This window comes from Janthinobacterium sp. GMG1 (assembly GCF_034427795.1).
GTDB lineage: Bacteria > Pseudomonadota > Gammaproteobacteria > Burkholderiales > Burkholderiaceae_D > Janthinobacterium.
This window is the reverse complement of the sequence record NZ_JAXQNT010000001.1, coordinates 877,015-891,673: the sequence shown is the minus strand read 5'-3', so window position 1 is coordinate 891,673 and position 14,659 is coordinate 877,015. Positions and strand designations below refer to the sequence as shown.

Sequence of the window (14,659 nt, the reverse complement as noted above, 5' to 3'; positions counted from 1 at the left end):
CTTAGTTCGACTTGACGGTCGATGGCGCGGAAGCCAGCTTGGCCAACTCGCCGTCCGGCTGCCAGCCGGCACCTAAAGAACGGGCCACGGCAACGGTGGCCAGCAGGCGCTGGGTCTTGATCTGCGCGGCGGCGCGGTCCGCTGCCAGGGAACTGCGCTGCGCATCCGTCACGTCCAGGTAGGTCGAGATGCCGCGCTCGTAGCGCGTGCGCGCCACCAGGTAGGCGCGCGCCGCCGCTGCCTGCGACAAGGCTTGCGCGTCGCCCTGCAACTGGCGCTGCTCCACGTCGGACAGCGCATCTTCCACTTCGCGCAAGGCCGTCAGCAGCTTGGTTTCATGGTTCGCCACGGCTTCCGCATAGCGCGCCTTGCTCAAATCCAGGTTGGCCTGGTTGCGGCCACCGTCGAAGATCGGCAAGGACAGGGCCAGCGGACCAAAGCTGAACTGGCGCGAACCGCCCTGCGCCAGGTCGCGCAGCTTTTCCGAGGCGTAGCCGAAATTGCCCGTCAATTGCAGCGTCGGATAAAACGCGCCTTCGGCCACGCCCACTTGCGCGTTTGCCGCGCGCAGGCCCGCCACGCTGGAAACCAGGTCCGGACGGTGCGCCAGCAGGCTGGCCGGCAGGCCGACAGGGATACCTGGCGGCAGCGGCAAGGCCGAGGGATCAGCGGCCACCGGCAACTGCAGCGCCGACGGCGGCTTGCCCGTCAGGGTGGCCAGGCTGTTTTCCAGCTGGTTGCGCTGGCGCTTGACTTCATGCAGGTCGGCCTGCGCGTTCGACAGTTCGACTTTCGCACGCGCCAGGTCCAGCTCATTCGTCAAGCCCGCATTGAAGCGCGCCTCGACCAGCTGCGCCGATTCGCGGCGCGTATCGAGCGCGCCATTCAGGATCGCCATTTCCGCATCGAGGCCGCGCAGCTGCCAGTAATTGCTGGCCACTTGCGCCGACAGCATCAGCAGCACGCCGTCGCGGTCGGCCTGCGCCGCCAAGGCTTGCGAGTCGGCCGCTTCGACCATGCGTTTGACGCGGCCCAGCAAGTCGACTTCATACGACAGCGAGCCGCCAACGGAGAAGTTATTGCCGCTGATGGAGCGGTTGCCCAGGGCCAGGCCCTGCGAGGTGTTGGCCGAGGTGCGCGAGTTCGAGATACCCGTGCTGACGTTCACGCTCGGACCCTGGTTGGCGCGCGCCGTGCCGCTTTGCGCCAGCGCCTGCAGCAGGCGTTCGCCAGCCGCTTTGACGCCGGGGTTGTCCTGCAGCGCGCTCTGTTCCAGGCGGTTCAGGGTGGCGTCGCCGTAGATGCTCCACCATTCCTTCGGCAGCTGCGCGGCGTCCGCCGCACTGGCGCCATGGCGGAAGGTGTCGCTGCCGGCGACGTTCGCCGGGGCGGTGAAATCCTGGCCCACGGTGCCGCAGGCGGACAGCGCCACGGCAAGGGAAGCGGCCAGCGCGATTTTCGTCAATACTGTTTGCATGATGTGTACCTTCTTGTTCTTGAGGTGCTGCACGTACGGACTGTGCGCGGTCAATGACCGCCGCCACCGCCACCGGGAGCTTTGAGTTTGTCGGCCAGCCACAGGGGCACGATGCAGGCCAGCAGGATGGCGCCGACGAGGAAGAAGCCGTCGTTATAGGCCATCACATACGCTTCGCGGCGCACGATGCCGTCGATCGCCTGCAAGGCCTGGTTGCCGGCCGTGACGGCGTCATAGCCCTTGGCCATGAACGATGACGTCAGCTGGTCGATGCGCAGTTGCGTGGCGCTCGAATACGCATTGATCGCTTCGCCCAGGCGCTGCGAGTGGAAGTGCTCGCGCGTGCTCAGGGCCGTGGCCAGCAGGGCGATGCCGATCGAGCCGCCCAGGTTGCGCGTCATGTTGAACAGGCTCGAAGCGGACGCCATGTCTTTCGGCGCGATGCCCTTCATGGCGAAGTTCGACAGGGTCAACATGACGAAGGGCTGGCCCAGCGCGCGCACCACCTGCGACCACAGCAGCTGGTCGTAGCCGGTGGAAGCGTCCATGTAGGCATTCATCATGCACGAGCCGCCAAACAGCAAGAGGCCGATCGAACACAGGATGCGGTTATCCACCACGGACGACAGCTTGGCGACGAAGGGCATGATGAACAGCTGCGGCAAGCCCACCCACATGATGACTTCACCGATCTGCATCGGCGAGTAGCCGGCGATCTGGCCCAGGAACAGGGGCAGCAAGAAGGCCGAGCCATACAGGCCCATGCCCGTCACGGCCGACAGCACCGTGGCGACGAGAAAATTGCGCTGACCATACAGACCCAGGTTGACGAACGGCTCGGCGCGCGTGGCGCTGGTGACGACCCAGCCCAGGATGCCCGTCAGGGCCAGCGCGGCAAAGGCGATGATGAAGCCCGAGTCGAACCAGTCCTTCGAGTTGCCCTCTTCCAGGAAGATGGTCAGGCAACCGAGGCCCAAGGCCATGAAGAAGATGCCCAGCCAGTCGGCTTTCCAGAACAATTTGAGCTGCAGCGGCTCCTTGTCCAGACCATAGATCATGCCGGCGATCAGCAGCACGCCCGGCACCCAGTTGATGTAAAAGATCGAGGGCCAGCCATACAGTTCGGAGAGATAGCCGCCCAGGGTCGGGCCCATGGCCGGCGCCAGGGTGGCCGTCAAGCCGAAGATGGCCATGCCGACGGCGCGCTTCGACGCCGGCAGCTTGAGCATCACCAGGGTGAACGCCATCGGGATCAGCGCGCCGCCGGTGAATCCCTGCAGCATGCGGAAAACGATCATGCTTTCCAGATTCCAGGCCGCGCCGCACAGGGTGGAGAACAGCAGGAAGAAAGCGGTGGTGCCGATCATGTAGGTGCGCAGTCCGAACACGCGCGCCAGCAGCGCGGTGAGGGGAATGACGATAATTTCGGCGACCAGGTAGGCCGTGGAAATCCACGAGCCCTCTTCCTGGGTGGCCGACAGCGAGCCAAGGATATCCTTGAGCGAGGAGTTCGTGATCTGGATGTCGAGCACCGCCATGAAGGCGCCCAGCATGCCGGCGGCGACCGCCAGCCAGGTGCGCCCGGAGACTTTCTCGTCGATCACGGGAAACGCTGGCGGCTTCGCCAGCGTGGTGGAGGGGCTGCTCATGGAAGCTTAGCGCGTGGTGGTCTGGGCGACGGGAGCAGCTGGCGCGGCGGCGTGGCGCGGGGCCTCGGCCTTGTCCTGGGCCGATGCGGGCTGGTTCACTTCCACTTCGGCGATCACCGACATGCCCGGCACCAGGCGGCCATTCATGGCCTTGATGTCTTCCGGCTGGAAGACGATTTTCACGGGCACGCGCTGGACGATCTTGGTGAAGTTGCCGGTGGCGTTATCGGCCGGCAGCAGCGCGAATTGCGCGCCCGAGGCAGGAGCGAAACTGTCCACGGTACCCACCAGTTTCTTGCCCGGCATGGCGTCAATGCTCACGTGCACGCTTTGGCCGCGGTGCAGGTCAGCCAGCTGCGTTTCCTTGAAGTTGGCGGTGACCCAGACGTTGTCCTGCACGATGGCCGTCAATTGCTGGCCAGGCTGCACGCGCATGCCCGTTTCCACGTTGCGCTTGCCGATGCGGCCGGCGACGGGGGCCAGGATGCGGTTGTATTGCAGCTGCTGTTCCGCGTCCTTCAATTGCACGCGCAGCACTGCCACTTGCGCCTTGGCCACGTCGCGCGCAGCTTGCGCGGCACCGATCTGTGCCTTGGCGGCGGAAGCGCTGTCGCGGCGGGCGGCCAGGTCGGCCACGGCGCTCGAGCGGGCCGCATTGGCCGCATCGAGTTCCGCTTTCGAGACGGCTTTCATCTGGCTCGTGTACAGCTGGCCATAGCGCTCGGCATCCTGTTTCGCGCGCAGCAATTGCGCGTCCGCTTGCGCCACTTGCGCCTGGGCGCCACTGGCTTGCGCCTGCACTTGGGCGATCTGCGCGTCCGCTTGCAGCACTTGCTGCTCGGCGCTGGCGATCTGCGCGGTGATCTGTTCGGTTTTCACGCGCTGGTCGAACGGGTCGAGTTCGGCGATCACGTCGCCCTCTTTCACGATTTGATTGTCGTCGATGAAGACCTTGGTGACGACGCCGGAAATGCGCGCCGAAACAGGGTGCACGTGGCCGGCCACGTAGGCGTTTTCCGTTTCCACGAAATAGTGGCTGCGGTACCACATGCGGGCACCGGCGCCCAGCGCCACGAGCACGATCAGGCCGGCGATGATTTTCACGCGGTTGTTCGGTGGGGCGGAGCTGGCGGCAGCGGCAGGCGCGGAAGGGGCGGCCGGGGCCGCGGGTGGGACGGCGCTCAGCACCTTGTGCTCTGCTTGGCCTGGCTGGTTGGACATACTCGCTCCGGAAATGAAATGATGTAGGTTCATTATTGGGCAAAGAAAAGCCAAAGTCAAGAAATGAAACGATTGCATTTCATTTTAATTTGCACTACAGTGTGAGCCATCACTTACCTTCCACCTTATAAAGAGACCCAGACCATGTCCGATCCCGGCCTCAGCGATACCTTGCCAACCGATAAAGAATCCGACGCCGCCGCCCAGGACCTTTCCTGCTGCGGCAAGCCTGCCGGCCGTCCACGCGCGGCCGACATGGAAGCGCGCATGGAAAACCTGCTGCACACGGCCGGCTGCCTGTTTCTGGAAAAGGGATATGGGAAGGTGAGTCTGGAAATGATCGCCCGCGAAGCCCATGTGGCCGTGCGCACGATTTATGTGAAGTTTGGCGGCAAGTCGGGCTTGTTCAATGCCGTGGTGGAATTGCGCCGCGCCTCTTACTTCTCGACCATGCCGGCGCTGGAAACGGATATGCGCCCCCTGCCCGCCATCCTCGGCGAGTTCGGCCTGCTGTTCGTGCAGCTCGTCACCATGCCGGCGGCGATTCGCCTCAATCGCATGGTCGTGGCCGAAGCGGCCACGCATCCGGAACTGGCGGAAACGTTTTACAAGGTGGGACCGGGACAGACGCGCGAGATGCTGACCAAGTTTTTCAGCCGCCCCGACATCGCGCCCCTGTTTCGCGAGGAATTGACGCCGTCCATCCTGGCGCTGCACCTGCTCAATTGCCTGTTGGGCGACCAGATGTCACGCCTGCTGTTTCCACCACAGGCGCAACCGGACGTGGCGCAATTGCGCGCCAAGGTGGCGATCAGTCTCGACCTGTTCCTGCACGGCACCTTGCGCCAGCCGCTGGCGGACTGACGCGGGACGGCTGGGCGGGGAGATCAGCCAGGACGGCTGCAGCCTTCCGGCACCGCCGCGTCGGCGTGTTCATCGCTCAAGCCCAGCGCACGCAGAAAAGGCCGGGCCGCCGACGCGCCATCGAGACTGAGTGAATACTCACTTCCGTCGTAACGGTCCGGGCCATAACGCATCAGGTCGAACGAGGTTTCAAAGCGCTGCGCCAGGAAATACGTGCGGAAGTAATCGAAGGAAAACGCCACCTGACCATCGGCCCCCAGCAGCAAGCCATGCGCATACAACGGCGCCAGCCAATCCCCGGCCGTCATGTTCCAGCCCTTCACGCCACAATAGTCGCTGGCAAAGCGTTCGAGCTCCGCCGCGCTGAGGAAGACGGTCTTGGCTTCGAACATCACGAACGCCAGCTCCATCAGGAATTCGCGCGCATCGGCTGCCTCGCCGGCACCCACGCGCTGCGGCGCGCCCGCCTTGCCCAGCAAGCCATCGAGATGGGCGCGCTCGCCTGCCAGCTGCGGCAACAAGGTGGCAAACACATACTCGGCATCCATCTGCCCCGTTTCCTGGCCATTCGGCGTGTACAGTACCGACAGGGCGAAGTTCTTGCTCACGTCATCGAACTCACGCAGGGACACCGTCCACTGCGAACCTGCCGCGCCGCCATCGGTGGCGACCGCGCTCGCGCCAAACTCGAGCACGGCGAACGCCGCCATCTGGCCATGCTCACCGTACAGGCTGCCGGGATTGCTCTTGAACAGGATGCCCAGCGATTTCATCAGCGAACTGGCATCGCCCGTATGCTGGTGGCCATGGAACACGGCGTGGATATTCTTGTAGTGTGCACGCTGCTCGGCACTGGCGTGCTCGTCGGCGGAGAAAAAACTGAAGCCGGCATTGCCCAGCGCCGCCGCCGCGACACCCTGCGCGCGGCTGCCCGGCACCAGGTAGAAGCGCGCGCCGGGCAAGCTGGCCGCCTGCAGCAAGGGGCGCAGGAAGTATTCGTAGACGTACACGGGCGTCGTGCCGGCACAGGCGTCCAGCGCCACCAGCTGGCCCGTGAAGAAAATCGCATCGATCTTCTTGCCCGCCGCCAGGATGGCGGCCACATCCTGGTACAAGGCATGCAGCATCACGGCTTGCTCTTGCTCATCGGCCCGGCGCAAACGGACATCGGCAATATGAAGGGCGGTAAATTTTTTCATTGTTGCAAAACTCTTTCAGTACAGCGGAATTTGACCGAACCCCACGCTGGCAACATTCCTGGAAAAATCACACGCTTCCGCTGAAGCAAAAGCAAAAGCAAAACATGGTTACAGGCCTCCATTCTGCCACTTTTTCCACACGGCAATACTCACCAATATTCACATCAGGCGGATCTGCCACAGGCTGTCTGCGGTTTACGCTGCCGAGATCAAGGGATATAAAAAAACCCGCAATCGCTTGCGGGTTTTTGAGTGCTACAACGTGCGACTAAGCCATCAACGCTTGCGCGGTGGCGGCAAGTCCGTGCACACGCCTGCTTCGGCGCGCTTTTGCCAACCTGCCGATCGACTCACCCAGGGTCGGGTGAGGATGGATGGTCTTGCCGATGTCGGTGCCGTCGCAGCCCATTTCGATGGCCAGTGCGATTTCACCGCTTCATCGTTCACCTGTCGCCCGCGTGCGGGCCGACTAAAGGCTTTCAATCGTAGTTGGATAATAAAAAACCCCGCAATCGCTTGCGGGGTTTTTAGTGTTACGACACAGCGCTACAACATCAACGCTTGCGCGGTGGCGGCAAGTCCGTGCACACGCCTTCGTACACTTCAGCGGCCATGCCGATCGACTCACCCAGGGTCGGGTGAGGATGGATGGTCTTGCCGATGTCGGTGCCGTCGCAGCCCATTTCGATGGCCAGCGCGATTTCACCGATCATGTCGCCTGCATGCGTGCCGACGATGGTGCCGCCGATGATGCGGTGCGTTTCAGCGTCGAACAGCAGCTTGGTGAAGCCTTCGGCGCGGCCATTGGCCACGGCGCGGCCGGAAGCGGCCCAAGGGAAGTGGCCCTTCTCGACCTTGATACCCTTGGCTTTCGCTTCGTCTTCCGTAATGCCGGCCCATGCCACTTCCGGATCCGTGTAGGCGACCGATGGAATCACCTTGACGTCGAAGTGCGACTTCTGGCCGGAAGCCGCTTCCGCGGCCACGTGGGCTTCATGCACGGCCTTGTGCGCCAGCATCGGCTGACCGACCAAATCGCCGATGGCGAAGATGTTCGGCACGTTGGTGCGCATCTGGCTGTCGACGTTGATGAAACCGCGGTCCGTGACCTGCACGCCGGCCTTGTCGGCGGCCAGCTTCTTGCCGTTCGGGCTGCGGCCCACGGCGACGAGTACCAGGTCGTAGATCTGTGGCGCCGGCGCCGTGGCACCCGCTTCGGCCGCTTCGAACGTGACCTTGATGCCTTCCGGCAGCGCTTCCACCGCGACCGTCTTGGTCTTGGTCATGATGTTGTCGAAGCGCTTCTCGTTGAACTTTTGCCACACCTTGACGGCGTCGCGGTCCGCGCCCTGCATCAGGCCATCCATCATTTCGACCACGTCGATGCGCGCACCAAACGTGGAATAGACCGTCGCCATTTCCAGGCCGATGATGCCGCCGCCGATGACCAGCATACGTTTCGGGATCTGGCGCAATTCCAGCGCGCCCGTCGAATCGACGATGCGCGGGTCTTCCGGCACGAAGGGCAGTTTCACCACGGACGAACCGGCGGCGATGATGGCTTGCTTGAACTGCACGACTTTTTTCGAGCCGTCGCCTGCCGTCACTTCGATGTGGTTCGCGGACAGGAATTGGCCCACGCCCGTGACGACTTGCGTCTTGCGCGCCTTGGCCATGCCGGCCAGGCCACCCGTCATGTTCGAGATGACGCCTTCCTTGTACTTGCGTACCTGGTCGATGTCGATGGTCGGCTTGGCAAACGTCACGCCGGTGTTGGACATGTGCGCCGTTTCGTCGATGACGGAGGCGACGTGCAGCAGCGCCTTCGACGGGATGCAGCCCACGTTCAGGCACACGCCGCCCAGGGTAGCGTAGCGCTCGACGATGACCGTCGACATGCCCAGGTCGGCCGCGCGGAACGCCGCCGAATAGCCGCCAGGACCGCCGCCCAACACCATCATGTCGACATCGATGTCAACCTGGCCGCTGTAATTGCCGACCGGGATGGCGGCAACGGCTGCAGCTGGTGCCGCCGCTGCAGGAGCCGGTGCCGCTGCAGGCGCAGGAGCGGCCGCCGGTGCGGCTGCGGGAGCTACAGCACCTTCCGACGCTTCCACCACCAGCAATGCGCTGCCTTCGGCGATCTTGTCGCCGACCTTGACTTTCAACTCCTTGACGACACCCGCGTGGGTCGATGGAATCTCCATGCTGGCCTTGTCCGATTCGACCGTGATCAGGGACTGGTCCACCTTGATGGTGTCGCCGACCTTGACCATCAGTTCGATGACTTCGACTTCCTTGAAATCGCCGATATTCGGTACTTTTACCTCTACTGTGCTCATCAATCGCTCCTTACAGCAGAATTTTGCGCATGTCGGCCAGGACTTCGCCGAGGTACACGGAGAATCGCGCGCCCATCGCGCCATCGACCACGCGGTGGTCGTAGGACAGCGAGGTGCCCATCATCAGGCGTGGCTGGAAAGCCTTGCCATCCCATACCGGCTTGATCGAGGCTTTCGACAGACCCAGGATCGCGACTTCCGGCGCATTCACAATAGGCGTGAAGTGCGTGCCGCCGATGCCGCCCAGGGACGAAATCGTGAAGCTGGCGCCCTGCATGTCGGCCGGTTTCAGCTTGCCTTCGCGCGCCTGCAGCGACAGTTCCGTCATTTCGCGGGCGATCTGCGACACCGACTTCTGGTCCGCGCCCTTGATCACGGGTACCACCAGGCCATTCGGCGTGTCTGCCGCGAAGCCGATGTTGTAGTACTGCTTGAGGATCAGGTTTTCGCCCTTGGCGTCGAGGGAAGCGTTAAACGCGGGGAATTTCTTCAGCGCGGCGACGGACGCCTTGATGACGAAAGCCAGCATGGTCAGCTTGGCCGCATCCTTGTTCTTCGCATTGGCCGCGTTGGTGTCGACGCGGAACGCTTCCAGGTCCGTCACGTCCGCTTCGTCGAACTGCGTGACGTGCGGGATCATGACCCAGTTGCGGTGCAGGTTAGGACCCGAGATTTTCTTGATGCGCGACAGCGGCAGCAATTCGGTCGTGCCGAATTTGCTGAAGTCCAGCGACGGCCATGGCAGCAGATCCAGGCCCACGCCCGAACCGGCCTTGGCGACCGGCGCATTTGGCGCGGCGACAGCGCCCGACATCACGCCCTTGACGAAGTTCTGCACGTCTTCCTGGGTGATGCGGCCCTTCGGACCGGAACCGCCCACGCGGGTCAGGTCCACGCCCAGTTCGCGCGCGAACTTGCGGATCGACGGCGAGGCGTGCGCCAGCTTGCCATTCACGGCAGGAGCCGCGGCGGCAGCAGGAGCTGGTGCAGCAGCGGCGACCGGCGCCGAAGCGACGGCGGCCACTGGCGCGGCGGCAGCTTGCGCTGGCGCGGCGGCTGGTGCAGCAGCGGCAGGGGCAGCGCCGCCCGTCGTTTCCACGACCAGTACCAGCGAACCCTTGGCAACCTTGTCGCCGACCTTGACTTTCAATTCCTTGACGATACCGGCATGGCTCGATGGAATTTCCATGCTGGCCTTGTCCGATTCGACCGTCAGCAGCGACTGGTCGACCTTGATGCTGTCGCCGACCTTGACCATCAGTTCGATGACTTCGACTTCCTTGAAGTCGCCGATATCGGGCACGGTCACTTCCACCAGGGCCGGCGCGCCGGAAGGGGCAGCTGCTGGCACGGCCGCGGCGGGGGCGACTTCAGCGACAGGTGCGGCAGCTGGTGCGGCAGCGGCAGGCGCAGGCGCCGACGCATCGTCCGCCACTTCCAGCAGCAGGACCAGCGAACCTTCGGCGATCTTGTCGCCCACGTTGACTTTCAATTCCTTGACGACACCGGCGTGGCTCGATGGAATTTCCATGCTGGCCTTGTCCGATTCGACCGTGATCAGGGACTGGTCGACCTTGACCGTATCGCCTGGCTTGACCATCAGTTCAATGATCTCGACTTCCTTGAAATCGCCGATATCCGGGACTTTGACTTCCACAATGCTCATAGCTTGCTCCGTTATTTTATTTGTCAGATGGACCCGCACACGCGCCAGGGCGGCACTTTCGCACCGCCCTGGCATCATCGGGTCCGCACAACGATTACTGGGTCACCGGATTCGGTTTGTTCGCGTCGATGCCGTACTTGGCGATCGCCTGCTCCACCACCGACACGTCGATCTTGCCTTCGTCAGCCAGCGATTTGAGCGCGGCCACGGTGACATAATAACGGTTCACTTCGAAGAACTCGCGCAGCTTGGCGCGGCTGTCCGAGCGGCCAAAGCCATCGGTGCCCAGCACTTTATAAGTGCGGCCCTTCGGCATGAAGGCGCGGATCTGTTCTGCAAACGCGCGCATGTAGTCGGTCGTGGCGACGATCGGGCCGTCCGTGTCCTGCATCAGCGACGTCACGTAAGGCACGCGCTGCTCTTTCGACGGGTTGACCATGTTCCAGCGTTCCGCATCCTGGCCATCGCGGGCCACCAGGGTCAGCGACGGCGCCGACCACACGTCCGCTGCCACGCCCCAGTCGTTTTGCAACAGCTCGGCGGCGAAGATCGATTCGCGCAGGATGGTGCCGCAACCGATCAGCTGTACGCGCAGCTTGGCGTCAGCCTGGCCTTCCTGCAGCTTGTACATGCCTTTCAGGATGCCTTCTTCCTGGCCTGGCTTGATGCCTGGCTGGGCGTAGTTCTCGTTCATGATCGTGATGTAGTAGAACACATCTTCCTGGTTGGCGATCATGCGGCGCAGGCCGTCCTGGATGATGACGGCGACTTCATGGCTGAAGGTCGGATCGTACGGCATGCAGGTCGGGATGGTCGCGGCAAAGATATGGCTGTGGCCATCTTCGTGCTGCAAGCCTTCGCCGTTCAGGGTCGTACGGCCAGCCGTGCCACCCATCAGGAAGCCACGGGCGCGCATGTCGGCCGAAGCCCATACCTGGTCGCCGATGCGCTGGAAGCCGAACATCGAGTAGAAGGTGTAGAACGGGATCATGATGCGGTCGTTGGTCGAGTACGACGTCGCCGCGGCGATCCACGAGCTCATGCCGCCCGCTTCGTTGATGCCCTCTTGCAGGATCTGGCCAGCCTTGTCTTCGCGGTAGTACATGACCTGGTCTTTGTCGACCGGCTCGTACAACTGGCCTTTCGGGTTGTAGATGCCGATCTGGCGGAACAGGCCTTCCATGCCGAAGGTACGCGATTCATCGACCAGGATAGGCACCACGCGCTGGCCCAGGTTCGGGTCTTTCAGCAGGGTCGAGATAACGCGCACGAAGGCTTGCGTGGTCGAGATTTCGCGGCCTTCCGGCGTCGCTTCCAGCACGTTCTTGAAGGCGTCCAGGCCAGGCACCGGCAGGGTTTCTTCCGACTTCTGGCGGCGCTGCGGCAGGTAGCCACCGAGGGCCTTGCGGCGCTCGTGCAGGTAGACCATTTCCGGCGCGTCGTCGGCTGGCTTGAAGAACGGGATGTCGGCCAGCTTGTCGTCAGGGATAGGCAGCGAGAAGCGGTCGCGCATTTCGCGGATGGCTTCGTCGTCGAGTTTTTTCGTCTGGTGCGCCGTGTTGCGCGCTTCGCCCGACTTGCCCATGCCGTAGCCCTTGATGGTTTTCACCAGCAGGACGGTAGGCTGGCCCTTGTGTTCCTGGGCGATCTTGAATGCCGCGTAGATCTTGTGCGGATCGTGGCCGCCACGGGTCAGGCGCCAGATGTCGTCGTCCGTCATGTTGGCAACCATTTCCAGCAGCTTCGGATGCTTGCCGAAGAAGTGCTTGCGCACGTAGGCGCCATCCTTGGCCTTATAGTTCTGGTATTCGCCGTCGACGGTTTCCATCATCACGCGCTGCAGGATGCCTTCTTTATCTTGCGCCAGCAGGGCGTCCCAGCCCGGACCCCAGATGACCTTGACGACGTTCCAGCCGGCGCCACGGAATTCGCCTTCGAGTTCCTGGATGATCTTGGTGTTGCCGCGCACAGGGCCGTCCAGGCGCTGCAGGTTGCAGTTGACCACGATGACCAGGTTGTCGAGCATGTCGCGTGCGGCCAGGCCGATCGCGCCCAGCGATTCCGGCTCGTCCATCTCGCCATCGCCGCAGAAGGCCCAGATCTTGCGGTTGTCGGTTTTCGCGATGCCGCGTGCGTGCAGGTACTTCAGGAAACGCGCCTGGTAGATTGCCATGTGCGGGCCCAGGCCCATCGACACGGTCGGGAACTGCCAGAAGTCAGGCATCAATTTAGGATGCGGGTACGAGGACAGGCCCTTGCCGTCGACTTCCTTGCGGAAGTTCAGCATTTGCTCTTCGCTCAAACGGCCTTCGAGGAAGGCGCGCGCGTAGACGCCGGGCGAGGAGTGGCCCTGGATATACAGCAGGTCGCCGCCGTGGTCGGCCGTTGGCGCGTGCCAGAAGTGGTTGAAACCGATGCCCAGCATGTTCGCCAGCGATGCGAACGAGGACAAGTGGCCGCCCAGGTCGCCGTCGGCGCGGTTGGCCTTGACGACCATGGCCATGGCATTCCAGCGCATCCACGAACGCAGGCGCTCTTCGTATTCCAGGTTGCCGGGACAGTGTGCTTCTTGCTTGGTGGGGATGGTATTGACGTAGGCGGTGGTGCTGGAGAACGGGATCTGGGCGCCGCGGCGGCGGGCCAGGTCAACCATGCGCTCCATCAGGTAATGCGCGCGTTCCGGGCCTTCATTTTCCAGAACGGCTTCGAGCGCGTCCAGCCACTCCTTGGTTTCCTGCATATCCGGGTCGGTGCCGATCTGTGTCGTTACCTGGTTCAGTTGAGCTGACATCTGTTGAGTCTCCTTTGTGAACGCCCCACCCCGATTTTCCGGATCGCTGTCGGACGGTATTTCGCTGATTATTTACTATTAAGTCGGTTTAGTGTGGGGATTCTAACAGCGTATTTACTATTTTTCAAATTACGATATAGCATTTCATATTATGAAATTACCCTATGAAATTTATGCTGCACTGCCGCAAATTCTGTTCGGAAATTAGAATGTGCACGCAGCAAAACGAATGTACACCCTGGTCGCCCGCACAGGCATACCGGGCCAAGCGGGCCTGAAAAATGTCGAGAGCAAGGCGCAGCGACGCAGACAGTACGCCAGTACGGCAAGGAGCTGCAACGCCGCCATCGGCATTTTCTCAGGCCCGCGTCTCTGGCCCGCTGTTGTCACGCCTTTACATAGCCAAAACCGCCCCTTTGCGCCGCCCGGCTTTATAATCTGTCTTTTCCCTCCCACACAGCCTCCCTACCATGCCAGCACAACTGATCGACGGAATCGCCCTCTCCCAAAAACTGCGCAGCGAGATCGCCACGCGCGCCGCCGCCCTCACGGCCAAGGGCACCCAGCCCGGCCTGGCCGTGATTCTCGTCGGCGAAGACCCGGCCAGCCAGGTGTACGTCCGCAACAAGGTCAAGGCGTGCGGCGACGTGGGTTTCCACTCGGTGCTGGAGAAATATGAAGCGGATCTGTCCGAAGCGGACTTGCTGGCGCGTATCGCCAGCCTGAATACCGACCCTGCCATCCACGGCATCCTCGTGCAAATGCCCTTGCCCAAGCACATCAACCCGCACAAGGTCATCGAAGCGATCGCCACGACGAAAGACGTGGACGGCTATTCCGTCCTGAGCGCCGGCGAACTGATGACGGGCTTGCCCGGCTTCCGCCCGTGCACACCGTATGGCTGCATGAAACTGATCGAAAGCACGGGCGTCGACTTGCGCGGCAAGCACGCCGTCGTCATCGGCCGCAGCAACACGGTCGGCAAGCCGATGGCCCTGCTGCTCTTGCAAGCGAACGCTACCGTCACCATCTGCCATAGTGCGACGCCGGACCTGGGCCTGTACACGCGCCAGGCGGATGTGGTCGTGGCCGCCGTCGGCCGCCGCAACACCCTGACGGCCGACATGGTCAAGCCGGGCGCCATCGTTATCGACGTGGGCATGAACCGCGACGATGAAGGCAAGCTGTGCGGTGACGTGGATTTTGCCGGCGTGAAAGAAGTCGCCTCCCACATCACCCCGGTACCGGGTGGCGTGGGTCCGATGACGATCACTATGTTGCTGATGAACACGGTCGAAGCCGCCGAGCGCATTTAAGAGGAGCACCTGAAAAAACGTCCATGGCTGCGTTGCAGTGCCTCGCCGTACTATTCGTACTGCCTTCGGCACCGCGCCTTGCCCTGAACGTTTTTCAGGCGCTCCATATATGAAGACAGAATGGACGAACTGAC

At 62.7% G+C, this 14,659-nt stretch carries 9 protein-coding genes; 2 read left to right on the top strand and 7 right to left on the bottom strand.

From position 1 onward, the window contains the following. Nucleotide 1: 1 nt before the first annotated feature. The 3 genes from SJI03_RS04020 to SJI03_RS04010 are packed head-to-tail and all read right to left on the bottom strand — an operon-like array spanning nt 2 to nt 4,347. Nucleotides 2–1,477 (bottom strand): efflux transporter outer membrane subunit, encoded by a 1,476-nt coding sequence (locus tag SJI03_RS04020; RefSeq protein ID WP_322426331.1) that lies wholly within the window; start codon nt 1,475–1,477, stop codon nt 2–4. A gap of 50 nt (nt 1,478–1,527) precedes the next feature. After that, complete coding sequence (locus SJI03_RS04015) at nt 1,528–3,126, bottom strand: DHA2 family efflux MFS transporter permease subunit (protein ID WP_322426330.1); 1,599 nt, start codon at nt 3,124–3,126, stop codon at nt 1,528–1,530. A gap of 6 nt (nt 3,127–3,132) precedes the next feature. Beyond that, on the bottom strand, nt 3,133–4,347 hold the full coding sequence (locus SJI03_RS04010; protein WP_322426329.1) for an HlyD family secretion protein: 1,215 nt from the start codon (nt 4,345–4,347) through the stop codon (nt 3,133–3,135). 144 nt (nt 4,348–4,491) lie between these two features. Here SJI03_RS04010 and SJI03_RS04005 point away from each other — a divergent pair, with 144 nt between their 5' ends. After that, nucleotides 4,492–5,211, top strand: coding sequence for a TetR/AcrR family transcriptional regulator (locus tag SJI03_RS04005; protein WP_099378034.1), 720 nt, complete (start codon nt 4,492–4,494; stop codon nt 5,209–5,211). 23 nt (nt 5,212–5,234) lie between these two features. On the opposite strand, the gene SJI03_RS04000 is transcribed toward SJI03_RS04005, so the two are convergent. From SJI03_RS04000 to aceE, 4 genes are all read right to left on the bottom strand, one after another. Then, complete coding sequence (locus SJI03_RS04000; RefSeq protein WP_322426328.1) at nt 5,235–6,410, bottom strand: hypothetical protein; 1,176 nt, start codon at nt 6,408–6,410, stop codon at nt 5,235–5,237. 554 nt (nt 6,411–6,964) lie between these two features. After that, nucleotides 6,965–8,752, bottom strand: coding sequence for a dihydrolipoyl dehydrogenase (gene lpdA / locus SJI03_RS03995; RefSeq protein ID WP_099378036.1), 1,788 nt, complete (start codon nt 8,750–8,752; stop codon nt 6,965–6,967). 10 nt (nt 8,753–8,762) lie between these two features. Then, nucleotides 8,763–10,418 (bottom strand): dihydrolipoyllysine-residue acetyltransferase, encoded by a 1,656-nt coding sequence (gene aceF, locus SJI03_RS03990; RefSeq protein ID WP_322426327.1) that lies wholly within the window; start codon nt 10,416–10,418, stop codon nt 8,763–8,765. Nucleotides 10,419–10,512: 94 nt separating this feature from the next. Then, nucleotides 10,513–13,209, bottom strand: a complete 2,697-nt coding sequence (gene aceE, locus SJI03_RS03985) for a pyruvate dehydrogenase (acetyl-transferring), homodimeric type (protein WP_099378038.1) — start codon at nt 13,207–13,209, stop codon at nt 10,513–10,515. A gap of 470 nt (nt 13,210–13,679) precedes the next feature. Between aceE and folD the strand changes: the two genes are divergently transcribed. After that, a complete protein-coding gene (gene folD / locus SJI03_RS03980) occupies nt 13,680–14,525 on the top strand; it encodes a bifunctional methylenetetrahydrofolate dehydrogenase/methenyltetrahydrofolate cyclohydrolase FolD (RefSeq protein ID WP_034747393.1) in 846 nt (281 codons plus the stop codon). Nucleotides 14,526–14,659 lie beyond the last annotated feature (134 nt).

What these genes read in the sequence shown, in the direction of transcription:
- folD (WP_034747393.1), top strand. Translation starts at nt 13,680, where the DNA reads ATGCCAGCACAACTGATCGACGGAATCGCCCTCTCCCAAAAACTGCGC.
- SJI03_RS04010 (WP_322426329.1), bottom strand. Translation starts at nt 4,347, where the DNA reads ATGTCCAACCAGCCAGGCCAAGCAGAGCACAAGGTGCTGAGCGCCGTC.
- lpdA (WP_099378036.1), bottom strand. Translation starts at nt 8,752, where the DNA reads ATGAGCACAGTAGAGGTAAAAGTACCGAATATCGGCGATTTCAAGGAA.
- aceF (WP_322426327.1), bottom strand. Translation starts at nt 10,418, where the DNA reads ATGAGCATTGTGGAAGTCAAAGTCCCGGATATCGGCGATTTCAAGGAA.
- SJI03_RS04005 (WP_099378034.1), top strand. Translation starts at nt 4,492, where the DNA reads ATGTCCGATCCCGGCCTCAGCGATACCTTGCCAACCGATAAAGAATCC.
- aceE (WP_099378038.1), bottom strand. Translation starts at nt 13,209, where the DNA reads ATGTCAGCTCAACTGAACCAGGTAACGACACAGATCGGCACCGACCCG.
- SJI03_RS04020 (WP_322426331.1), bottom strand. Translation starts at nt 1,477, where the DNA reads ATGCAAACAGTATTGACGAAAATCGCGCTGGCCGCTTCCCTTGCCGTG.
- SJI03_RS04015 (WP_322426330.1), bottom strand. Translation starts at nt 3,126, where the DNA reads ATGAGCAGCCCCTCCACCACGCTGGCGAAGCCGCCAGCGTTTCCCGTG.
- SJI03_RS04000 (WP_322426328.1), bottom strand. Translation starts at nt 6,410, where the DNA reads ATGAAAAAATTTACCGCCCTTCATATTGCCGATGTCCGTTTGCGCCGG.